The 20,758-nt window shown below is 68.7% G+C and carries 13 protein-coding genes; 11 read left to right on the top strand and 2 right to left on the bottom strand.

The features are described 5' to 3' along the window. Positions 1–211: 211 nt before the first annotated feature. A complete protein-coding gene (locus RR928_RS09160; RefSeq protein ID WP_332534070.1) occupies positions 212–1,030 on the top strand; it encodes a ZIP family metal transporter in 819 nt (272 codons plus the stop codon). On the opposite strand, the gene RR928_RS09155 is transcribed toward RR928_RS09160, so the two are convergent. Both RR928_RS09155 and RR928_RS09150 read right to left on the bottom strand, forming a co-directional pair. Then, the gene (locus RR928_RS09155) at positions 1,022–1,786 is read right to left on the bottom strand and encodes a LytR/AlgR family response regulator transcription factor (protein WP_332534080.1); all 765 of its coding nucleotides are present in this window, start codon (positions 1,784–1,786) and stop codon (positions 1,022–1,024) included. The genes RR928_RS09160 and RR928_RS09155 overlap by 9 nt on opposite strands. A gap of 8 nt (positions 1,787–1,794) precedes the next feature. Then, on the bottom strand, positions 1,795–2,865 hold the full coding sequence (locus tag RR928_RS09150; RefSeq protein ID WP_332548714.1) for a sensor histidine kinase: 1,071 nt from the start codon (positions 2,863–2,865) through the stop codon (positions 1,795–1,797). A gap of 52 nt (positions 2,866–2,917) precedes the next feature. Between RR928_RS09150 and argH the strand changes: the two genes are divergently transcribed. The 10 genes from argH to RR928_RS09100 all read left to right on the top strand — a co-directional run bounded on the left by argH (position 2,918) and on the right by RR928_RS09100 (position 20,744). Then, the gene (gene argH, locus RR928_RS09145; protein ID WP_332548713.1) at positions 2,918–4,375 is read left to right on the top strand and encodes an argininosuccinate lyase; all 1,458 of its coding nucleotides are present in this window, start codon (positions 2,918–2,920) and stop codon (positions 4,373–4,375) included. Positions 4,376–4,437: 62 nt separating this feature from the next. Continuing rightward, positions 4,438–5,415 carry a Bug family tripartite tricarboxylate transporter substrate binding protein gene (locus tag RR928_RS09140; protein WP_332548712.1) on the top strand — a complete coding sequence of 326 codons (978 nt, stop codon included), beginning with the start codon at positions 4,438–4,440 and terminating at the stop codon, positions 5,413–5,415. 157 nt (positions 5,416–5,572) lie between these two features. Further along, positions 5,573–11,536: an alpha-2-macroglobulin family protein gene (locus RR928_RS09135; protein WP_442881906.1), complete on the top strand. Its 5,964-nt coding sequence runs from the start codon at positions 5,573–5,575 to the stop codon at positions 11,534–11,536. Positions 11,537–11,820: 284 nt separating this feature from the next. Continuing rightward, positions 11,821–12,861: an ABC transporter ATP-binding protein gene (locus RR928_RS09130; RefSeq protein ID WP_332534075.1), complete on the top strand. Its 1,041-nt coding sequence runs from the start codon at positions 11,821–11,823 to the stop codon at positions 12,859–12,861. A gap of 72 nt (positions 12,862–12,933) precedes the next feature. Continuing rightward, a complete protein-coding gene (locus RR928_RS09125; protein WP_332682254.1) occupies positions 12,934–14,229 on the top strand; it encodes an ABC transporter substrate-binding protein in 1,296 nt (431 codons plus the stop codon). Between the two features lie 4 nt (positions 14,230–14,233). Then, positions 14,234–15,142 carry a carbohydrate ABC transporter permease gene (locus RR928_RS09120; RefSeq protein WP_332539209.1) on the top strand — a complete coding sequence of 303 codons (909 nt, stop codon included), beginning with the start codon at positions 14,234–14,236 and terminating at the stop codon, positions 15,140–15,142. Continuing rightward, positions 15,139–15,984, top strand: coding sequence for a carbohydrate ABC transporter permease (locus tag RR928_RS09115; RefSeq protein WP_332539211.1), 846 nt, complete (start codon positions 15,139–15,141; stop codon positions 15,982–15,984). The genes RR928_RS09120 and RR928_RS09115 overlap by 4 nt, the downstream gene beginning before the upstream one ends. 70 nt (positions 15,985–16,054) lie before the next feature. Continuing rightward, positions 16,055–16,918, top strand: coding sequence for an endonuclease/exonuclease/phosphatase family protein (locus RR928_RS09110; protein WP_332539212.1), 864 nt, complete (start codon positions 16,055–16,057; stop codon positions 16,916–16,918). A 4-nt stretch (positions 16,919–16,922) separates the two neighbouring features. After that, positions 16,923–19,172, top strand: a complete 2,250-nt coding sequence (gene pbpC, locus RR928_RS09105) for a penicillin-binding protein 1C (protein WP_332682252.1) — start codon at positions 16,923–16,925, stop codon at positions 19,170–19,172. 390 nt (positions 19,173–19,562) lie between these two features. After that, entirely contained in the window at positions 19,563–20,744 is a 1,182-nt protein-coding gene (locus tag RR928_RS09100) for an alpha-hydroxy acid oxidase (RefSeq protein WP_332539214.1), read from the top strand. Positions 20,745–20,758: the final 14 nt, after the last annotated feature.

Genomic DNA, 20,758 nt, shown 5'->3' with positions numbered 1-20,758 from the left:
TTCAGGGAGCGTGGCATGCCTGCGGCGAGGCTGCACGATGGCTTGAGGGCCGGTCGTTCATCCTTCGACAAGCTCAGGACGAACGTGGGGAGGACGGCAACAAGCGCCATAGTCCACCGCCGTTTTGCATTGCCGCCAACGGCGGCATGCGTCTTCTGCGAAAATCAGCGGGATCGGCCTTTGTGGCCCATCAAGAAAAGCAAAAACAGCTATGACTTTGGCAGCAATCATTTTGGCCACCTTGGCCGCGGGCATTGGCAGCGTGTGGGTCGCTGCATTGCTCATGCGCGTGGGCGTGTCCTCCAACAACGGCGGCATGATGCCCCAGCGCCTGCTGAGCCTGGCTGCGGGGGCCTTGCTGGCGACGGCTTTCATGCATCTGCTGCCCGAAGCGTTCGAGAGCGAGGCCAGCGCGCACGACCTGTTCCTCACGCTGCTGATCGGCGTGGTCTTCTTCTTCCTGCTCGACAAGGCCGAACTCTGGCACCACGGCCACGAGCATGGCCATGGGCATGACAACCATCCGAGCCACGGGCATGGTCACGCGCATGGCCACGATGGCCATGACCACGGCAAAGCCACGGGCGGCTGGGCGGTGCTCACGGGCGACAGCGTGCATTGCTTTGGCGACGGCGTGCTGATTGCCTCGGCGTTCCTGGCCGACATGCGCCTGGGCCTGATCGCCGCGGCCTCGGTGCTGGCGCACGAGGTGCCCCACCATATCGGTGATCTGGTGGTGCTGCGCCATGCCAGCGGCAACCGGCGCGTGGCGCTGGTCAAGGTTTCGCTGGCGGGCGCGGTGACGGCGCTGGGCGGCATCGCGGGCTACTTTCTCGTCGGTCAGCTGCAGGACTGGCTGCCGTATTTCCTCGTGCTGGCGTCGAGCAGCTTTGTCTATGTGGCGCTGGCCGATCTGATTCCCCAGCTGCAAAAGCGCCTCACGGCGCGCGAGACCTTCGCGCAGATCGCCTGGCTCGTTGCGGGCATGGTGCTGGTGACGCTGGTCAGCGGCCTGGCGCATTCACACTGACGGCTCGGGCTGATCGCGCAGCGCCGCGCGCACGCCGGGCAGCTGGCGGCGCGAGACCGCAAGCGGCTCGTCTATGCCGTCCAGGCGCACGGCCCAGCCATCGCCTTCCTCGGCGTCATGGTGCTTTTCCAGCGCGCGCAGCGCGCGGCGCGCGACCAGCGCGTTGCGGTGTATGCGCAGGAACTGCGCGGCATGGCGCGTTTCGAGTTCGCCCAGAGCGCTGTCGAGGATGTAGCTGTGTTCGGCCGTGCGCACGGTCACGTATTTGAGCTCGGCCTTGAAATAGACCACTTCGGCCAGCGGCACGCGTTCGGTGCGGCCGCGGTCCTGGATCAGCAGCGTGCCCGGGCTTTCCTGCGCGGCGGCCGCGGGCAGCCGCTGGCGCAGCAGCTTGGCCAGCATCTGCTGCAGTCGCGCGAGGCGCACGGGCTTGGTCAGGTAGTCGAGCGCATCGAGCTCGAAGGCATCGACCGCATGCTGGCTGTTCGCGGTGACGAACACCAGCGCGGGCGGCTGGGCCAGGCCGCGCAGGCGTTCGGCCAGAGACAGCCCGTCCTGGCCCGGCATGTGGATGTCGAGCAGCAGCAGCTCGATCGCGCAATCGGGCGCGTCGAGCAGCGCCCAGGCCTGGGCGCTGTCCGCGGCTTCATGCACGACCAGCGGCGGCAGCGGCGGGTCGCTGCGCGCGGCGTCCGCCAGCAGCGTACGCAGCCGGCTGCGCGCCAGCGCTTCGTCATCGACCAACAGAATGTGCAAGGGGCGATTCATGCCACGTCCTCCAGCGGCAGGATGATACGCACGCGGTAGCGGCCCTGGTGGCTGCCGGCGCTGAAGTCGGCCTGCAGATCGTGCAGCAGCGACAGGCGCTCGCGCACATTGCGCAGCGCCATGCCATGGCCGGGCGTGGACCGGGCCGAGGCCGGCGGCAGGCTGTTGACGAGGGTGATCTCGACACGGCCGCGGTGCAGCCGCGTGGTCAACTCCAGGCTGCCGCCGTCGGGGCTGGGCTCCACACCGTGGCGTATCGCATTTTCCACCAGCGGCTGCAGCAGCAGCGGCGGCAGCCGCGCGCCGCCCGCCGCGGGGTCGAGTTGCCAGTGCGCGCGCAGTCTTGCGCCAAAGCGCACCTGCTCGATGGCGAGATATTGCCGCGCCAAGGCGATTTCCTCGGCCAGCGTGGTGCTGGCGCGGGGTTCGGCCAGCGCGCAGCGGAACAGGTCGCTGAGGTCTTCCAGCAAGGCTTCGGCCTGGGCCGGCTCGGCGCGCACCAGCGCAATGGCGCTGTTGAGCGTGTTGAACAGGAAATGCGGGCGTATGCGCGACTGCAGTTCGGCCAGCCGCGCCGTGGTCGCGGCCGGTGCGCGCGCGCGCGCGCGCAGCTGCAGCGCGGTCACCAGCAGCGCCGACAGCAGCGCGCCCGAGGCCGCGCTGGCCAGCCAGAACGAGGCCGGCGCGTCATCGACCAGCCACAGCATGGCGCAGGCATAGAGGCCGCACAGCGTTCCCAGCCCCATGCCGGCGAGGACCTGGGCCTGCCGGGGCAGGCGCTGCAGCAGGCGCTTCATGCCGCAGGCAACGACCAGCCACAGCAGCGTTGCGGGCAGCGTGCCGCTGGTGACCAGCGCCATGCCGGCCAGCCATTCGAGCGCGCTGCCGGCGCCGAAAAGCGCGGCCGTCGCGACCACGCTCTGCACGAACAACACGGCCCGCAGCACCACGCCGACATGACAGGCATCGAACACCAGAACGCGCTGCGCCGCACCGGCCGTGGGGGCTAGTACAGCACCGGATTCGTCGGATCCGGCCGGGGTCGATAAAATTTGCATATCTTGCATTGCGGCATCCGGTTGTTCCGGCTGTCCTGAACCCTCTGATTATTGCCCGTCCATGTCCAACAACTCCAGCACGCAACCTTCCCACAATCAGCTCGATACCAAGGCCCAGGCATGGTCGGCGTTGTTCTCCGAGCCCATGAGCGACCTCGTCAAGCGCTACACCTCGAGCGTGTTCTTCGACAAGCGCCTGTGGCAAGCCGACATCATGGGCAGCCTGGCGCATGCGGAAATGCTGTCCGCCCAGGGCATCATTTCCGCCGCAGACCATGCGTCCATTGAAAAGGGCATGGCCCAGATCACGGCCGAGATCGAGGCCGGCGGCTTTGAATGGAAGCTCGATCTCGAAGACGTGCATCTGAACATCGAAGCGCGCCTGACGCAATTGGTCGGCGACGCGGGCAAGCGCCTGCACACCGGCCGCAGCCGCAACGACCAGGTCGCGACCGACGTGCGCCTGTGGCTGCGCGGCGAGATCGACGTGATCAGCGGCCTGCTGGGCGAGCTGCAGAAGTCGCTGGTCGAAACCGCCGAGCGCCATGTCGAAGTGATACTTCCGGGCTTCACCCACCTGCAGGTGGCCCAGCCCGTGAGCTTCGGCCACCATCTGCTGGCCTATGTCGAGATGTTCAAGCGCGACGCCGAGCGCATGGCCGACGTGCGCCGCCGCGTCAACGTGCTGCCGCTGGGCTCTGCCGCGCTGGCCGGCACCACCTACCCGCTGGACCGCGAACGCGTGGCGCGCAGCCTGGGCATGGAAGGCGTGTGCCAGAACAGCCTGGACGCGGTGAGCGACCGCGACTTCGCGATCGAGTTCAGCGCCGCCGCCGCGCTGTGCATGGTGCACATCAGCCGCTTCTCCGAAGAGCTGATCCTGTGGATGAGCCAGAACTTCGGCTTCATCAAGATTGCCGACCGCTTCACTACGGGCTCGTCGATCATGCCGCAGAAGAAGAACCCCGACGTGCCCGAACTGGCGCGCGGCAAGACCGGCCGCGTGGTCGGCCACCTGATGGGTCTGATCACGCTGATGAAGGGCCAGCCCCTGGCCTACAACAAGGACAACCAGGAAGACAAGGAGCCGCTGTTCGACACCGTCGACACGCTCAAGGACACGCTGCGCATCTTCAGCGAAATGGTCGGCGGCCAGCTCAACCCGGCCACGGGCGTCAAGGAAGGCGGCATAGGCGTGAACGCCGAAGCGATGGAGCGCGCGGCGCTCAAGGGCTATGCGACGGCCACCGATCTGGCCGATTATCTGGTCAAGAAGGGCCTGCCGTTCCGCGACGCGCACGAGACCGTGGCGCATGCGGTCAAGGCCGCGATCACCGAAGGCGTGGACCTGTCCGAGCTGCCGCTGGCGACGCTGCAGGGCTTTCACCCGCAGATCGAGCAGGACGTGTTCGAGTGCCTGAGCCTGCGCGGTTCGCTCAATGCGCGCAACACGCTGGGCGGCACGGCGCCGGCCCAGGTGCGCGCCCAGCTGGCGCTGCACAAGGCACGTCTGGCGTAAATCCAGCCGCGCGCGGCCGCGGCCGCGCCGGCGTTCTTCTGATTCCACTGGAGTGATCCTTCATGCGTCTTTCACGTCGCCGACTTCTGTCCCATGCCGCCGTGGTGTCGTCCGTGGTGGCCTGGGGCGCCAGCGCCCATGCGGCCGATCCCCAGCCGATCCGCATTCTCGTGGGCTTTCCGCCGGGCGGCGGCACGGACGCGATCGCGCGCCTGCTGGCCGAGAAGCTGCGCGATGAACTGGGCACCACGGTGCTGGTCGACAACCGCCCGGGCGCGGGCGGACAGATCGCGGCCCAGCAGCTCAAGGCGGCGCCGGCCGACGGCCACACGCTGTTCCTGACGCACGACCACACGATTTCCATCCTGCCCCAGGTCGTCAGAAAGCCCGGTTTCGACCCGGCCCAGGACTTCGTTCCCGTGACCGGCATTGCCACCTTCGTCAACGCGCTCGCGGTGTCCAGCCAGACGCCGGCAAAGAACCTTGCCGAATACGTGCAGTGGGTGCGCCAGCAGGGCGGCAAGAGCGCCGTGGGCATTCCCGCGCCCGCGTCCACGCCCGAGTTCCTGGTCAAGCAGCTGTCCAGCCGCTTCCAGCTCGATCTCGTGGCCGCGCCGTATCGCGGCAGCGCGCCCATGCTGGCCGACATGCTGGGCAACCAGATTCCTGCGGGCATTGCCGCGGTGCAGGACTTCATCGAGCACCAGCGCGCGGGCAAGATGCGCGTGATCGCGGTGCTGGGCGACCGGCGCCAGGCGTCCATGCCCGATGTGCCGACGCTGGCCGAGCAGGGCGTCAAGGGTTATGAAGACATGCCGTACTACGGTTTCTATGCGCCCAAGGGCACGCCCACGGCGTTCATCGAGCGCTTCTCGGCCGCGACCGCCAAGGTGTTGCAGATACCGCAAGTCCATGAACAACTGGTGGCGCTGGGCCTGACCGTAGGCCATATGTCGCCGCAGCAGCTCGCGCAGCGCGAGCAGGCCTATACGCGGGCCTGGACGGCCATCATTCGCAACAGCGGCTACCAGCCGCAATAAGCGTCCTGCACTGAACGAAAAGCCCCGCAATTTCTGTGGGGTTTTTTTTGGCAAAGCGCTCCGGCCCACCCATGATCGGCCGATACGCCGCAAAAAGCCGCCATCGAGCGGCCCAGGCAGCACCGGCCCGGCCGGATCGAGAGGGTAAGACGTGGGAATAAAACATTGGACAGGCGCCGCGCTGGCGCTGTGGGCCGGCAATGCGCTGGCGTTGGCCGTGGGGCAATTCAACCCGCAAGGCGAAGTTGCGCAGGTGGCGCAGGTGCGCGTGCAGTTCGACAGCGCCGCGGTGCGCTTTGGCGACCCCAAGGCCGCGGCGCCGCTGCAGCTGTCATGCAGCGACGCCTCGGCCGCGGCCGGCACGGGCCGCTGGACCAGCGAGCGCGAATGGGTGTTTGATTTTTCCAAGCCCTTGCCGCCGGGCGTGCGCTGCACGGCGCAGCTGCTCGCCGGCCTGAAGTCGCCCACGGGCCAGGTGTTGTCGGGCACCACCCGCTACCAGTTCAGCACCGGCGGCCCGCAGGCGGTTTCCATCCTGCCGCCCACTTATGAAGCCATCGACGAGTCGCAGTTCTTCGTGCTGCGCTTCAACGGCCCGGTGGCACGCGAGACGCTGCTGGCCAACGGCTATTGCGCGCTCGAAGGCGTGGGCGAGCGCATTCCGCTGCGCTGGATCGACGGCGACGAGCGCCAGGCGCTGCTCAAGATGCGCGGCTGGGACAAGCCGGCCGCGGCCGCGCCGCTGCAGTACGCCACGCTGGCCTGCAATCGCACGCTCACGCCCGGCGCCAAGCTGCGTCTGGTGCTGGGCAGCGGTGTCGCCACGCCCAGCGGCGTGGCCACGCGCAATGCGCAGGAGTTCGCGTACAGCGTGCGTGAACCGTTCTCGGCCGAGATGCGCTGCGAGCGCGAGAACGCCCAGGCCGCCTGCCTGCCGATACGGCCGATACGGCTGTCGTTCAACGCGCCCGTGTCGCGCGCGCTGGCTGAAGCGGTACGCCTGCAGGGCGGCGGCGCGACGCTCAAGCCGGTGATCGACGAAGGCGACGACCCTTCTGTGCGCCCCGACCCTCAGGGGCTGGTCGACGGCTTGCGCTTCGAAGGCCTGGCGGCTCAGACCAGCTACCAGCTGCAACTGCCCAAGGACTTCAAGGACGCGGCCGGGCGCACGCTGCGCAATGCCGCATCCTTTCCGCTCACGGTGGCCACGGGCGACATGCCGCCGTTGGTCAAGTTCGCGGCTTCTCCGTTCGGCATCGTGGAGCGCTTTGCCGAAGGCCCCGAGGGCCCGGCGCTGCTGCCGGTGACGGTGCGCAAGGTCGAAGCCGCGCTGAAAGGCCAGCAACTGCAGCCGGGCAGCGAGGTCAGCCTGCTCGAGCCGCGCACCGATGCCGACATCATTGCCTGGCTGCGCAAGCTGCAGAACTATGAACGCGACCAGGTCACGCGTGCCCAGGCGCGGCGCGACGTGCAGGGCGCGCTGCCGCCGGTGATAGACCCCGATCAGCGCCAGAGCGTGCAGACGCGCATGCTGTCGCTGCTTGCCGGCCAGTCCAACGTCAAGGCCATGTCGCTGCCCGCGGCCCAGGCCGGCGATCCGCGGCCGTTTGAAGTCGTGGGCATTCCCTTGACACCCGGATTCCATGTGGTCGAGATCGCCTCGCCGCTGCTGGGCGCGGCGCTGCTCGATGAACGCTATGGCGAGAAGCGCAGCATGTATGTGCGCAGCTCGGCGCTGGTGACCAACCTCGCCGTGCATTTCAAGCTGGGCCGCGAGAATTCCGCGGCCTGGGTGACCACGCTCGACAAGGGCCAGGTCGTTGCCGGCGCCAAGGTCCAGGTGTCCAGCTGCAACGGCGAAGTGCTGGCCTCGGCCGTGACCAATGCCCAGGGCATCGCCCAGTTTGCCGATCTGTCGCCCCAGCCGCCGCAATGCCACGGCGACGGCTACCGCAATGCCGCCTATTTCGTCAGCGCGCGCGCCCAGACCACGGCCGGCCCCGAGCTGGCGTTTGCCTGGAGCGACTGGCAGCGCGGCATAGAGCCCTGGCGCTTTAATGTGCCGACCAGCTCCAGCGAGAAGGCCGACATGCTCGCGCACACGGTGTTCGACCGCACGCTGCTGCGCGCCGGCGAAACCCTGGCCATGAAGCACTTCCTGCGCCAGCAGAATGGCCAGGGGCTGGCGCTGCCGCCGCAGCGTCCCAGCGAGCTGCGCATCACCCATCTGGGCAGCGGCCAGAGCTTTCGCCAGCCCCTGGTCTGGCGCGAGACCGGCAGCGGGGGCTTGAGCGCCGAAAGCCGCTTTCCCGTGCCCGCGGGCGCCAAGCTCGGCGAATACCAGGTCGAGCTGCGCGAGCCGCAGGATGGAGCCAAGTTTCGCGCGCTGACCAGCGGGTCGTTCCGCGTCGAGGAGTTCCGCCTGCCGGTGTTCGAAGGCCGGGTCGGCCCGGTCAACGCCAAGCCGCTGGTGCGCGCCGAGAAGCTGCCGGTGCAAGTGCAGCTCAACTACCTTTCGGGCGGGCCGGCCGACGGCCTGCCGGTGCGGGTCTCGGCCATGGTGCGCGCGAAGTCGCTGGATTTCGCGGGCTATGACGACTTCCACTTCGGCCCGCCGCGCGCGGCCGCAGACAACGCGCAAAGCGACGACGAGGAGGCCAGCGCGGCGCAGGACACCAAGGTGGTTGCCGACGCGCTGCCGCTGGTGCTCAATCGCCAGGGCGCGGGCCAGGTCGAGCTGCAGTCGCTGCCGCGCGGCAACCAGGCGCGCGAACTGCTGGTCGAAGCGACCTATGCCGACCCCAGCGGCGAAGTGCAGACGCTGCGCAGCACGCAGACGCTGTGGCCCGCGGCCGTGGTCGCGGGCATACAGGCCGAGAACTGGGTCTCGACCGAGCGCGAAATGCAGTTCTCGGCGCTGGCGCTGGGCCTGGACGGCAAGCCCCAGGCGGGCGTGGCGCTCAAGGTGCAGGCGCTGGCGCGCATCACCACCAGCAGCCGCAAGCGGCTGGTCGGCGGCTTCTACAGCTACGACAACCAGACCACGCTCAAGGACCTGGGCACGATGTGTTCGGGCAAGAGCGACGCCCAGGGCCGGCTGCACTGCACGGCAAAGATCGCCCAGGCGGGCGAAGTCGAACTCGTGGCCACGGCCAGCGACAGCGCGGGCAACGAAGTCCAGGCTGCGACTTCGGTCTGGGTCACGCGCCAGGGCGAGCTGTGGTTCGGCGGCGAAGACCATGACCGCATGGAACTGCTGAGCGAGCAGCGCAGCTACCAGCCCGGCGAGACCGCGCGCCTGCAGGTGCGCATGCCGTTCCGCTACGCGACCGCGCTGGTGGCCGTCGAGCGCGAAGGCATTTTGAGCACGCGCGTGGTGCAGCTCGAAGGCCAGAACCCGACGGTCGAATTGAAGATCGAGGAAAGCTGGGGGCCCAACGTCTACGTGAGCGTGCTGGCGCTGCGCGGGCGGTTGCGTGAAGTGCCCTGGTACAGCTTCTTCACCTGGGGCTACCAGGCGCCGCGTGCCTGGTGGAATGCGTTCTGGCACGAAGGCCGCGAATATGTGGCGCCTACGGCCCTGGTCGATCTGAGCCGCCCCGCGTTCCGTCTGGGCATGGCCGAGATCAAGGTCGACGCCGCGGCGAACCGGCTCGCGGTGCAGGTCAGCGCCGACCGCGAAACCTATCCGGTGCGCGGCACGGCCCAGGTCACGATCAGCGCCAAGCTGCCCAATGGGCAACCGGCGGCCGGGGCCGAAGTTGCGCTTGCCGCGGTCGATCAGGCGCTGCTCGAACTCATGCCCAATGGCAGCTGGAACCTGCTGGACGCGATGCTGCCGCGCCGCGCCTGGGGCGTGCAGACCGCGACCGCGCAGATGGAAGTGATAGGTCGGCGCCACTATGGGCGCAAGGCCGTTGCCGCGGGCGGCGGCGGCGGGCGCAGTCCGCGGCGCGAGCTGTTCGACAGCGTGCTGCTGTGGCAGCCTGGCGTGGTGCTCGACGCCAAGGGCCAGGCGCGCGTCACGGTGCCGCTCAATGATTCGCTGACCACGTTCGAGATCGTTGCCGTCGCCGATGCGGGCGTGCAGCTGTTCGGCACGGGGCGCACCAAGATCCGCAGCACGCAGGACCTGCAGATCATCAGCGGCCTGCCGCCGCTGGTGCGCGAAGGCGACCGCTTCCGCGCCCAGGTCACGCTGCGCAACACCACCCAGCGCACCATGCAGGTCCAGGTGCAGCCGCGCGCCGCGCCGCTCACACTGGCCGCGCAGCGCATCGCGCTGGCCGCGGGCGCTTCTCAGGAAGTCGCGTGGGAGGTCACGGTGCCGGTCAACGCCGCGGGCAGCAGCGCGCTCGAGAACCTGGCCGCGGGCCTGGACTGGGAAATCGACGCCCAGGACGTGACGCCGGGCGCGCCGCCGGCGCGCGACGCGATTCGCACGCGCCAGCGCATCGAGGCCGCCGTGCCGCTCACGGTGCAGCAGGCGACGCTGGTGCAGATCGATGGCTCATGGCAGCTGCCGGTGTCGCCGCCGGCGGACGCCCTGCCGGGCCGCGGCGGACTGCGCCTGGCGCTCGCGCCCAAGCTGGCCGACGGCATGACCGGCGTGCGCGACTGGTGGCTGCGCTACGCCTACACCTGCCTGGAGCAGATCAGCAGCCGCGCGCTGGGCCTGGGCGACGCCGCCCAGTGGCAGCAGGTGATTGCCAAGATGCCCAGCTATCTCGACGAGAACGGGCTGGCGTCGTATTTCCCGCCGCGCGCCGGTGCTCCGCACCGCGGCAGCGACACGCTGACCGCCTATCTGCTGGCCGCCAGCCACGAGGCCGCGCGCCAGGACCCGCGCCTGGCCCTGCCCGAAGCGCTGCGCGCGCAGATGGAAAGCGCGCTGATCGCGTTTGTCGAAGGCCGGCTCGAACGCCCGCTGAACAATCCGCGCAACGACCAGGCGCTGGCGCTGGAGCTGCGCAAGCTCGCGGCGATCGAGGCGCTGTCGCGCAACGGCCGCGCCGTGCCGCGCATGCTGGAAAGCATTCGCGTCGCGCCCACGCAATGGCCCACGCACGCGCTGCTGGACTGGGTGCAGATCCTGCAGCGCATGCCCGAAGCCGCGCAGCGCGATACGCGTCTGCAGGAAGCCAAGCAGCTGCTGCAAAGCCGGCTGTCGTTCCAGGGCAGCCAGGTGGTGTTCAGCACCGAGAAGGACGACAACTGGTGGTGGCAGATGCAGGGCGGCGACAGCAATGCCGCGCGCCTGCTGCTCACGGCGCTGTCGCTGCCCGAGTGGAAGGACGACGTGCCGCGCCTGGCCCAGGGACTGATCGCGCGCCAGCGCGGCGGCGCCTGGACCACGACCACGGCCAACCTGTGGGGCGTGCTGGCGCTGCAGGCGTTCTCGCGCGAGCGCGAAAGCACGCCGGTCGCGGGCCGCACGCTGGCCCAGCTGGGCACGCAAAGCGTGGTCAAGGAATGGCGCGGCATGGCGGCGTCGCCCGGTGCTGTGCCGGGCGTTCCTCTGGGCGCCAGCCCCGTGGGCGCGCCGGTCGCCGCCGCGGGCGCCAACGGCCTGTTCCTGCCCTGGGCGCCGGGCCCGCTCACGGTCACGCACGAAGGCGCGGGCAAGCCCTGGCTGAGCCTGCAATCGGTGGCGGCGGTGCCGCTGAGCAAGCCGTTCAGCGCGGGCTACACGGTGCGCAAGACCGTCACCCGCGTCACGCCGTCGCAGCTGCCCGCGGGCAGCTACCAGCGCGGCGAGGTGCTCGATGTGACGCTTGACGTCACCTCGACGGCCGACATGGGCTGGGTCGCTATCACCGATCCGATTCCCGCGGGCGCGACCATCCTGGGCAGCGGCCTGGGGCGCGACTCCGAGATCGCCCAGCAGCAGGGCGCGACCGACAGCGGCGACCAAGGCAGCCAGCCCACGTTCGAGGAGCGCAGCTTCTCGTCGTGGCGCGGCTACTACGAGTGGCTGCCGCGCGGCAGCATCAAGCTGCGCTACCGCGTGCGCGTGAGCAATGTCGGCGAGTTCGCGCTGCCGCCCACGCGCGTCGAGGCGCTGTACGCGCCCGAGATGTTCGGCGAGGCGCCAAACGGGGCCGTAAAGGTCACCCCCTGAGCCGCTGACGCGGCTTCCCCCTCTCAACCTGCGGTGGAGGGGGACGGCAGCCTCGCTGCGCGGCGGCGCTTGCTCGCTGCCCCCCTTGCAGGGGCGCGGCAGTTGCGTTGGCTTCGAGCGTCATGAATAGCTGGTTCTGCGACCATCGTCATCTTTGCACGCAGCGCCCGGGCCGGCGGGCACGGCGGTATAAAGATGTCCGTCACAGGACTGTCGTGGCTTCAGGGCAAGCACCTAGAAAATTGACACGCATCCGTCACATGACTTGCCTAGACTAGGCACTCATGTCCTTGATAGAACTCGATGGTGTCGCAAAGTCCTGGGGTGCAACAACGGCGCTGCGCGCGCTGCACTTGCGCATTGAACCGGCAACTTTCTGCGTACTTCTCGGGCCTTCGGGCTGTGGCAAGTCGACCACGCTGCGCATCATTGCGGGGCTGGAAACCGCGACCGCGGGCAGTGTGCGCATCGATGGCCGCGAAGTCGGCCACCTGCCTCCCGCCGAGCGCGGCATCGCCATGGTGTTCCAGAACTATGCGCTGTTTCCCCACCTCACGGTGGCGCAGAACATAGGCTTCGGCCTGTCGGTGCGCAAGGTGGCTGCGGCCGAGTCCGCCAAGCGCCTGGCCGAGACCGCCGAGCTGCTGGGCCTCACGGCCCTGCTCGATCGCCGGCCCGCCCAGCTGTCCGGCGGACAGCAGCAGCGCGTGGCGCTGGGGCGCGCGCTGGTCGCCCAGGCCAAGGTCTGCCTGATGGACGAACCCCTTTCCAATCTCGACGCCCAGCTGCGCCAGGAAATGCGCAGCGAGCTGCGCGAACTGCAGCAGCGCCTGGGCCTCACGGTGGTCTATGTGACCCATGACCAGGCCGAAGCCATGAGCATGGCCGACCAGGTGGTGCTGCTGCACCAGGGCAGCGTGGAGCAATGCGCGACGCCGCGCGAAATGTATGCCCGCCCGGCAAGCCGCTTTGCCGCGCGCTTCATCGGCACGCCCGCAATGAATCTGATCGCGCTCGAGCATGGCCGCATCGCTGGCAGCGACGTGGGCGTGGGCGGCGGCAGCGCGCGCTGCATGGGGCTGCGCCCCGAAGCCATTGCCGTGGTCGCCGACGGCCAGCGCGGCATAGACGCCCAGGTGGTGGGCCAGGAATATCTGGGCGCCGATCTGGTGCTGCGCTGCCAGGTGGGCAGCGAAGTGCTCACGGTGCGCGCTCCCGGCCCGCAGCAGGTGCCCACGGGCGCGCAGGTGCGCCTGGCCTGGCAGGACCACGACACCCATTTCTTCGGCGCCGACGGCCTGCGCCTGGGCGCGCGCGCCGGCTGATTTTCGCCTTCCGGTTTTCGGGCCTTGCCGCGGCAGCGCCCGTCATTCATTGCATTTCTTTCAGGAGCTTTCATGCAGCGCAAGACCTTCCTCCAGACCCTGGCCGTCGCCGGCGCAATGGGCACCATCGGCATGTCCGGCCAGGCCCTGGCCCAGGCACAGGTCGAAGTGCCGTTCTACTATCCCGTGGCCGTGGGCGGCGCGATTGCCAAGACCATAGACGGCTTTGCCGCCGATTTCATGAAGGCCAACCCGAACATCAAGGTGACGCCGATCTACGCCGGCACCTACCAGGAAACCATCGTCAAGGCGCTGACCGCGCACAAGTCGGGCAAGCCGCCCGCAACCTCGGTGCTGCTGTCGACCGACATGTTCACGCTGATCGACGAAGACGCGATCGCCCCCATAGACCAGTTCGTCAAGACCGCCGACGACCAGGCCTGGCTCAAGAGCTTCTACCCGGCCTTCATGGCCAACAGCCAGACCGGCGGCAAGACCTGGGGCGTGCCGTTCCAGCGCTCCACCGTGGTGATGTACTACAACAAGGATTTGTTCAAGCAGGCCGGGCTGGACCCGAACCGCGCGCCCCAGACCTGGAAGGAACTGAGCGAGGCGGCGCAAAAGCTCACGCGCAAGGACGCCAGCGGCAAGGTGGTGCAGTACGGCATACAGATTCCATCGACGGGCTTTGGCTACTGGATGCTGCAGACGCTGACCACGCCCAACGGCGTGCTGCTGGCCAACGACACCGGCACCAAGGTGACGCTCGACAATCCCAAGGTCATCGAGGCGCTGGACTACTGGGTCAATCTGGCGCGCAGCGGCGTGCACCCCAGCGGCGTGGTCGAGTGGGGCACTACGCCCAAGGACTTCATCGAGCAGAAGGCGGCAATCATCGTCACCACGACCGGCAATCTGACCAACCTCAAGGCCAATGCCAAGTTCGACTTCGGCGTGGGCCAGATCGCGGGCAATGTGCGCAAGGGCTCGCCCACGGGCGGCGGCAATTTCTACATCTTCAAGAAGTCGACGCCGGCGCAGCAGCAGGCCGCGTTCGAGTTCATCAAATGGGTCACCCAGCCCGAGCGCGCCGCGCAGTGGAGCATGGACACCGGCTATGTGGCGGTATCGCCCGCGGCCTACGACACGCCGGTGCTGAAGAAATACGGACAGGACTTTCCGCAGGCTCTGGTCGCGCGTGACCAGCTGCCGGTGTCGGTGGCCGAGTTCTCCACGCATGACAACCAGCGCGTGACCAAGCTGCTCAACGACGCCGTGCAGGCCGCGCTCAACGGCAGCAAGACCTCGGCCCAGGCGCTCAAGGACGCGCAGCGCGAAGCCGACCGCCTGCTGCGCAGCTACCAGTAAGACCATGGCCGCGGGCACGAACTTCGCCGCGCCGCGTGCTGCAGTCAGCCAGCATGCACTGCATGCCTGGCTCTTGCTGCTGCCGGCGCTGGCGCTGCTGGTGGCGTTCACGCACTGGCCCGCGCTGGCGACGCTGATCGACAGCTTCTTCTCGACGCCGCGCGGCAGCCGGCCGGGCCACTGGGTGGGGCTGGAGAACTACCAGGTGATGGTCGATGACCCGGTGTTCTGGCAGGCGGTGCGCAACAACCTGTGGTTTGCGGGCGCGACCATTCCGCTGTCGATAGGCCTGGCGCTGGCGATGGCGCTGTGGGTCAACGAGCGCATGCACGGCCGCGCATTCCTGCGCATGGCGTATTTCACGCCCACGGTGCTGCCCATGATTGCCGTGGCCAATATCTGGCTGTTCTTCTACACGCCGCAATACGGCCTGCTCGAGCAGATCACGGGCGCGCTGGGCCTGCCGTCGCACAACTGGCTGGGTGATCCTTCGACCGCGCTGGCCTGCATCACGCTGGTCGCGATCTGGAAGGAAGCCGGCTTCTTCATGATCTTCTACCTCGCGGCGCTGCAGACGCTCAACCCCAGCCTCAAGGAAGCGGCCGCGATAGAAGGCGCGTCGCGCTGGTATTACTTCCGGCGCGTGCAGTGGCCGCTGCTGATGCCGACCACGCTGTTCGTGCTGGTCAACGCCGTGGTGAATGCGTTCCGGCTGGTCGACCATGTGTTCATCCTGACGCGCGGCGGCCCCGACAACGCGACCAGCCTGCTGCTCTACCACCTCTACGAAGTCGGCTTCAAGTTCTGGGACGCGGGCTATGCGGCGGCAATCACCGTGGTGCTGGTGGTGGTGCTGGCCAGCGTCGCGCTGTTCCAGTTTTTCGTGTTGGACAAGCGGGTGCATTACAAATGAGCGCAGTCAAGGATTCGCCGCGCCAGGGCCCGGCGCTGTACACGGTCTCGTGGCTGGACACGCTTGCCGCCTGGGTGCTGGCGCTGCTGTGGATACTGCCGCTGGTCTACGCGGTCTGGACGGCGTTTCACCCCGCGGAGTTCTCCACGCGCTTCGATCTCGCCGCGCCCTGGACGCTGGAGAACTTCCGCCATGCCTGGCAGGCCGCGCCGTTTGCACGCTACTTCCTCAACACCACGCTGCTGGTGGGCATGATCCTGGCCGCGCAGCTGGTGCTCAGCACGCTGGCCGCCTATGCATTTGCGCGCTACGAGTTCCGCGGCAAGAACGTGGCGTTCGCGCTGGTGCTGGTGCAGCTGATGATCATGCCCGACATCCTGCTGGTGGAGAACTACCAGACCATGGCGAAGCTGGGCCTGGTCGACAGCCTGCTGGCCATAGGCCTGCCGTACTTCGCCTCGGCGTTCGCGATCTTCCTGCTGCGCCAGACCTTCATGGGCATTCCCAGGGAGCTCGACGAAGCCGCGCGCGTCGAGGGCGCAAGCGCGCTGCAGACGCTGTGGCGCGTCTATGTGCCCCTGGCCAAGCCGGTCTACACCGCGTTCGCGCTGGTCTCGGTGAGCTTTCACTGGAACAACTTCCTGTGGCCGCTGATCATCACCAACAGCGTGGAGTCGCGGCCGCTCACCGTGGGCCTGCAGGTGTTCTCGTCGGTGGAGCAGGGCGTCGAATGGTCGACGATCACCGCCGCGACGCTGATGACCTCGGCGCCGCTGCTGATTGCCTTCCTGCTGTTCCAGCGCCAGTTCGTGCAGAGCTTCATGCGCGCGGGCATCAAGTAGCGCCGGGACCGGGACGCACAGACGGCATTTGCTGGCTTGGACCGCTGCCGCCTTGGGGTGTAATGCTTGCATGAAAATCCTCAGCTGGAACACCCAATGGTGCTGTGGCCTCGACGGCCTGGTCAGCCCGCAGCGCATCATCGAACGCGCGCGTTCTCTTGCCGACGCCGATGTCCTGTGCCTGCAGGAAATCGCGGTCAACTATCCGGGCCTGCAGGGCGCTCCCGGCGACCAGCTCGCGCAGCTGCAGAAGCTGCTGCCCGGCTGGCAGCTGTTCTTCGGCGCGGCCGTCGATGAGTTCACGACCACCGGCCGCCAGCGCTTCGGCAATTTGATCGCCACGCGTCTGCCGGCGCTGCAGGTGCAGCACTATCCGCTGCCGTACCCGGCCGATGCCGGCGTGCGCAGCATGCCCCGCATCTGCACCGTGGTCACGGTGATGGACGCGCGCCTGGGCGCGGTGCGCGTGATGACCACCCACCTCGAGTACTACTCCAAGGCCCAGCGCATGGCCCAGGCGCTGGCGCTGCGCGGCCTGCACCTCGCGGCCTGCAGCGTTGCCGATGCGCCGCCGCAGGACTGCCGTGACGGCTCGCCGTTCCAGACCAAGTCGCATACGCACCAGGCGGTGCTGTGCGGCGACTTCAACTTCGAGCCGCAGGAGGCCGAGTACGCGGCGCTCACGGCGCGCTGGGCGACGGGCGAGGAGGGCGCACTGCAGCCCGGCCAGTGGCATGACAGCTGGCGGCTGCTGCACGCCGACGACCCCCAGCCGCCTACGTTCAAACTGTTCGATCGGCGCTACGGGCCCGAGCCCGTGGCCTGCGACTTCATGCTGGTCAGCGACAGCCTGCAGTCGCGCGTGCGCGACTGGCAGACCGATGGCCACACCCAGGCATCGGACCACCAGCCTGTCGTGCTGACGCTGGGCTGAGGCCATGGAGCAGCTCAAGCGCGCGTGGCGCGCGGCGGCATTGTGGTGCCTGGCGTGCATGGCCGCCCCCGCGGCCTGGGCCGTTCCCAGTTATGACGAAGTGCGCGCCGCCCACCGCCCCTCCGAGACGCTGGTGCTGTCGCGCGAGGGCGAAGTGCTGCAGCGGCTGCGCACCGACGCCAGCGTGCGCCGCGGCGAATGGATCGCGCTGCAGGATGTTTCGCCGGCGCTGCGCAACGCGCTGGTGCTCAGCGAGGACCAGCGCTTCTACGAACACAGCGGCGTCGACTGGTCGGCGGTGTCGTCGGCCGCCTGGGGCCGGCTGTGGCACCAGCGCACGCGCGGCGCAAGCACCATCACGATGCAGCTCGCGGGCCTGGTCGACGGCGACTGGCGCCGCGGCCCGGGCGGGCGCACCCTGGTGCAGAAGGTGGGCCAGACCGTGGCCGCGCAGGTGCTTGACCGCCGCTGGCGCAAGGACCAGATTCTCGAGGCCTATCTGAACATGGTGCCGTTTCGCGGCGAGCTGGTGGGCATAGACGCGCTGGCGCGCACGCTGTTCGGCAAGGCCGCCCATGGGCTGGACGCGCGCGAAGCCGCCGTTGCCGCGGTGCTGGTGCGCGCGCCCAATGCCGCGCCGCAGCGTGTCGCCCAGCGCGCCTGCGATCTGCTCGAAAAGCTGCAGGCGCGCAAGATCGATTGCGCGGCGCTGCAGCTGTTCACCGAAAGCAGCCTGCAGCAGCGCCAATGGCCCGCGGCCGAAGGCGTGGCGCCGCATTTCGCGCGGCGCGTGCTCGCGCAGGCCGTCCAATCTTCGCCAAGCTCGGGACGAACCGACGCCGGCCAGGAGCTGCCCGCGCGCCTGCGCAGCACGCTCAGCGCGCCGCTGCAGCGCCAGGCGATGCGCAGCCTGCAGCAGCATCTGCGCGAGCTCCAGGGCCGCAATGTCGAGGACGGCGCGGTGCTGGTGCTCGACAACGCCAGCGGCGAAGTGCTGGCCTGGGTGGGTTCATCTGGCGCGCTGAGCCAGGCGGGCGAAGTCGACGGCGTGCTCGCGCTGCGCCAGCCCGGCTCCACGCTCAAGCCGTTTCTCTATGGCCAGGCGCTGGCCGAGCGCCGGCTCACGGCGGCCTCGCTGATCGAGGACTCCTCGGCCCACATTCCGACGGCCGGCGGCCTCTACATTCCGCAGAACTACGACCGGCGCTTCAAGGGCTGGGTCTCGGTGCGCACGGCGCTCGCGGCCTCGCTCAACGTGCCGGCGGTGCGCACGCTGGCCATGGTCTCGCCCGACGCGTTCTTTGCCCAGATGGGCGCGCTGGGCATGCCGCTGCGCGAAAGCGGCAGCTACTACGGCTACAGCCTGGCGCTGGGCAGCGCCGAAGTGCCGCTGCTGCAGCTGACCAATGCCTATCGCGCGCTGGCCAACGGCGGCTGCTGGCGGCCCGTGGCCGAGGCGACGCTGCCGGCAGCGCCACGGCCCGCGCCGGCCTGCAGCAGCGCGCTCGATGCGCGTGCGGCGTTCATCATTGGCGACATACTTTCCGACGGCAACGCGCGCGCGCCCACGTTCGGCACCGACAGCGTGCTGGCCACGCGCTTCTGGACGGCGGTGAAGACCGGCACCAGCAAGGACATGCGCGACAACTGGGCCGTGGGCTGGTCGCAGCATTACACCGTGGGCGTCTGGGTCGGCAACGCGGGCGGCGAAGCCATGCATGGCGTCAGCGGCAGCAGCGGCGCCGCGCCCATCTGGGCCGAGCTGATGGGGCTGCTGCATGCGCAGCGTTCGAGCCGCGCGCCCCCGCCTCCGGTTGCTTCTGCCAATCAGCCCGCGCTGCTGCGCGCTGCTGTGCGCTACGGCCCCGACCCGGCGACGGGCGAGCCGCTGGCCGCGGCGCGCAGCGAATGGTTTCTGCCGGGAACGCAGCAGGCGCTGTTTGCGCTGGAGCAGGGCGCTGCCCCCTCGCTGACGGCCGTAGCGCAAGGCCGGATCGCGCGGCCCGCGCCCGGCACCATCATCGCGCTCGACCCCGACATTCCGCCCGATCGACAGCGGCTGCAGTTCGCCGCCCGGCTCGCGGCCGGCGACGCGCGCGCGCTGCGCTGGTGGCTCGACGGCAAGGAGGTCGCGCGCGGCGCGCACTGGGCCTGGCTGCCGTGGCCGGGGCGCCACCGCATGGAGTTGCGCGATGCCAAGGGGGTGGTGCTCGACAGCGTGGCATTCGAGGTGCGCGGGGCCGGGGTGCGGTAGGTCTGGCTGAGGGCGGGCCGTTCATGGTTCGACGGGCTCACCACGAACGGGCTGCAGACATTGCGCCCAACAGGCCTCCCCGTTGGCCCTGAGCTTGTGGGCCTTCCCCGTTCGCCCTGAGCTTGTGGCCCTTCCCCGTTGGCCCTGAGCTTGTGGCCCTTCCCCGTTCGCCCTGAGCTTGTCGAAGGGTGAACGGCCGCCGCAAACAACGGCCGCCGCAAACAACAGTCCCGTCCTTTGTTCGAGCACGGGCCGCTCATGCCGCGATGGGCTCAATACGAAGCTGGCGGCGGAGAAAATTTCACGTCCCCAGAAATCCTTTCAGCACCCCAGCCCCCACGGCGGCGGCGCCGCGCATTACGATGCAGCCTGATTAAAAAAGGGGGCACAGTGGCATCCGATCTTTCCAAAATCACCTGCATAGAAGACCTGCGCGCCGTGGCCCAGCGCCGCGTGCCGCGCATGTTCTACGACTATGCGGATTCAGGCTCGTACACCCAGGGCACCTACCACGCCAACGAAGACGACTTCCGGCGCATCCTGCTGCGCCAGCGCGTCGCCGTGAACCTCAGCGGCCGCAGCACGCGCAGCACCATGCTGGGCCAGGACGTGGCCATGCCGGTGGCGATCGCGCCCACGGGGCTCACGGGCATGCAGCATGCCGACGGCGAGATCCTGGGCGCGCGCGCGGCCAAGGCCTTCGGCATTCCGTTCACGCTGTCGACCATGAGCATCTGCTCGCTCGAGGACGTGGCCCAGGCCACTGACCGCCACCCGTTCTGGTTCCAGCTGTATGTGATGCGCGACCGCGAATACATAGAGAACCTGATCGATCGCGCCAAGGCCGCCAACTGCTCGGCGCTGCAGATCACGCTGGATCTGCAGATCCTGGGCCAGCGCCACAAGGACATCAAGAACGGCCTGTCGACGCCGCCGCGGCCCACGCTGCGCAACCTGATCAATCTCGCGACCAAGCCGCACTGGTGCCTGGGCATGCTGGGCACGCAGCGGCGCACTTTCGGCAACATCGTGGGCCATGCGAAAGGCGTGTCCGACCTGTCGTCGCTGTCGGCGTGGACCGCCGAGCAGTTCGACCCGCAACTGAGCTGGGCCGACGTCGAGTGGATCAAGAAGCGCTGGGGCGGCAAGATCATTCTCAAGGGCATCATGGATGCGGAAGACGCGCGCCATGCGGTCGACAGCGGCGCCGACGCGCTGGTCGTGAGCAACCACGGCGGGCGCCAGCTCGACGGCGCGCCCTCGTCGATTGCGGCGCTGCCCTCGATCGTGGAGGCTGTGGGCAGGAACATCGAAGTCTGGCTGGACGGCGGCATTCGCAGCGGCCAGGACGTGCTCAAGGCGCGCGCGCTGGGCGCGCAGGGCACGCTGATCGGGCGCAGCTTTCTCTACGGCCTGGGCGCCTACGGCCAGCCCGGAGTGACGCGCGCGCTGGAGATCATCCAGCGCGAACTCGACATCAGCATGGCGTTCTGCGGCCGCACGCAGATCGACCAGGTGGACCGCTCCATCCTGGTGCCGGGCAGCTATCCCTTGCCCTTTCCCGCGGCTTGATCGGCGCCGTCGCA

This window comes from Comamonas sp., from assembly GCF_036666375.1.
GTDB lineage: Bacteria > Pseudomonadota > Gammaproteobacteria > Burkholderiales > Burkholderiaceae_C > Comamonas.
This window is presented reverse-complemented; position numbering and strand designations above follow the sequence as displayed.

What these genes read in the sequence shown, in the direction of transcription:
- RR928_RS09160 (WP_332534070.1), top strand. Translation starts at nt 212, where the DNA reads ATGACTTTGGCAGCAATCATTTTGGCCACCTTGGCCGCGGGCATTGGC.
- RR928_RS09150 (WP_332548714.1), bottom strand. Translation starts at nt 2,865, where the DNA reads ATGCAAGATATGCAAATTTTATCGACCCCGGCCGGATCCGACGAATCC.
- argH (WP_332548713.1), top strand. Translation starts at nt 2,918, where the DNA reads ATGTCCAACAACTCCAGCACGCAACCTTCCCACAATCAGCTCGATACC.
- RR928_RS09140 (WP_332548712.1), top strand. Translation starts at nt 4,438, where the DNA reads ATGCGTCTTTCACGTCGCCGACTTCTGTCCCATGCCGCCGTGGTGTCG.
- RR928_RS09130 (WP_332534075.1), top strand. Translation starts at nt 11,821, where the DNA reads ATGTCCTTGATAGAACTCGATGGTGTCGCAAAGTCCTGGGGTGCAACA.
- RR928_RS09125 (WP_332682254.1), top strand. Translation starts at nt 12,934, where the DNA reads ATGCAGCGCAAGACCTTCCTCCAGACCCTGGCCGTCGCCGGCGCAATG.
- RR928_RS09120 (WP_332539209.1), top strand. Translation starts at nt 14,234, where the DNA reads ATGGCCGCGGGCACGAACTTCGCCGCGCCGCGTGCTGCAGTCAGCCAG.
- RR928_RS09115 (WP_332539211.1), top strand. Translation starts at nt 15,139, where the DNA reads ATGAGCGCAGTCAAGGATTCGCCGCGCCAGGGCCCGGCGCTGTACACG.
- RR928_RS09110 (WP_332539212.1), top strand. Translation starts at nt 16,055, where the DNA reads ATGAAAATCCTCAGCTGGAACACCCAATGGTGCTGTGGCCTCGACGGC.
- pbpC (WP_332682252.1), top strand. Translation starts at nt 16,923, where the DNA reads ATGGAGCAGCTCAAGCGCGCGTGGCGCGCGGCGGCATTGTGGTGCCTG.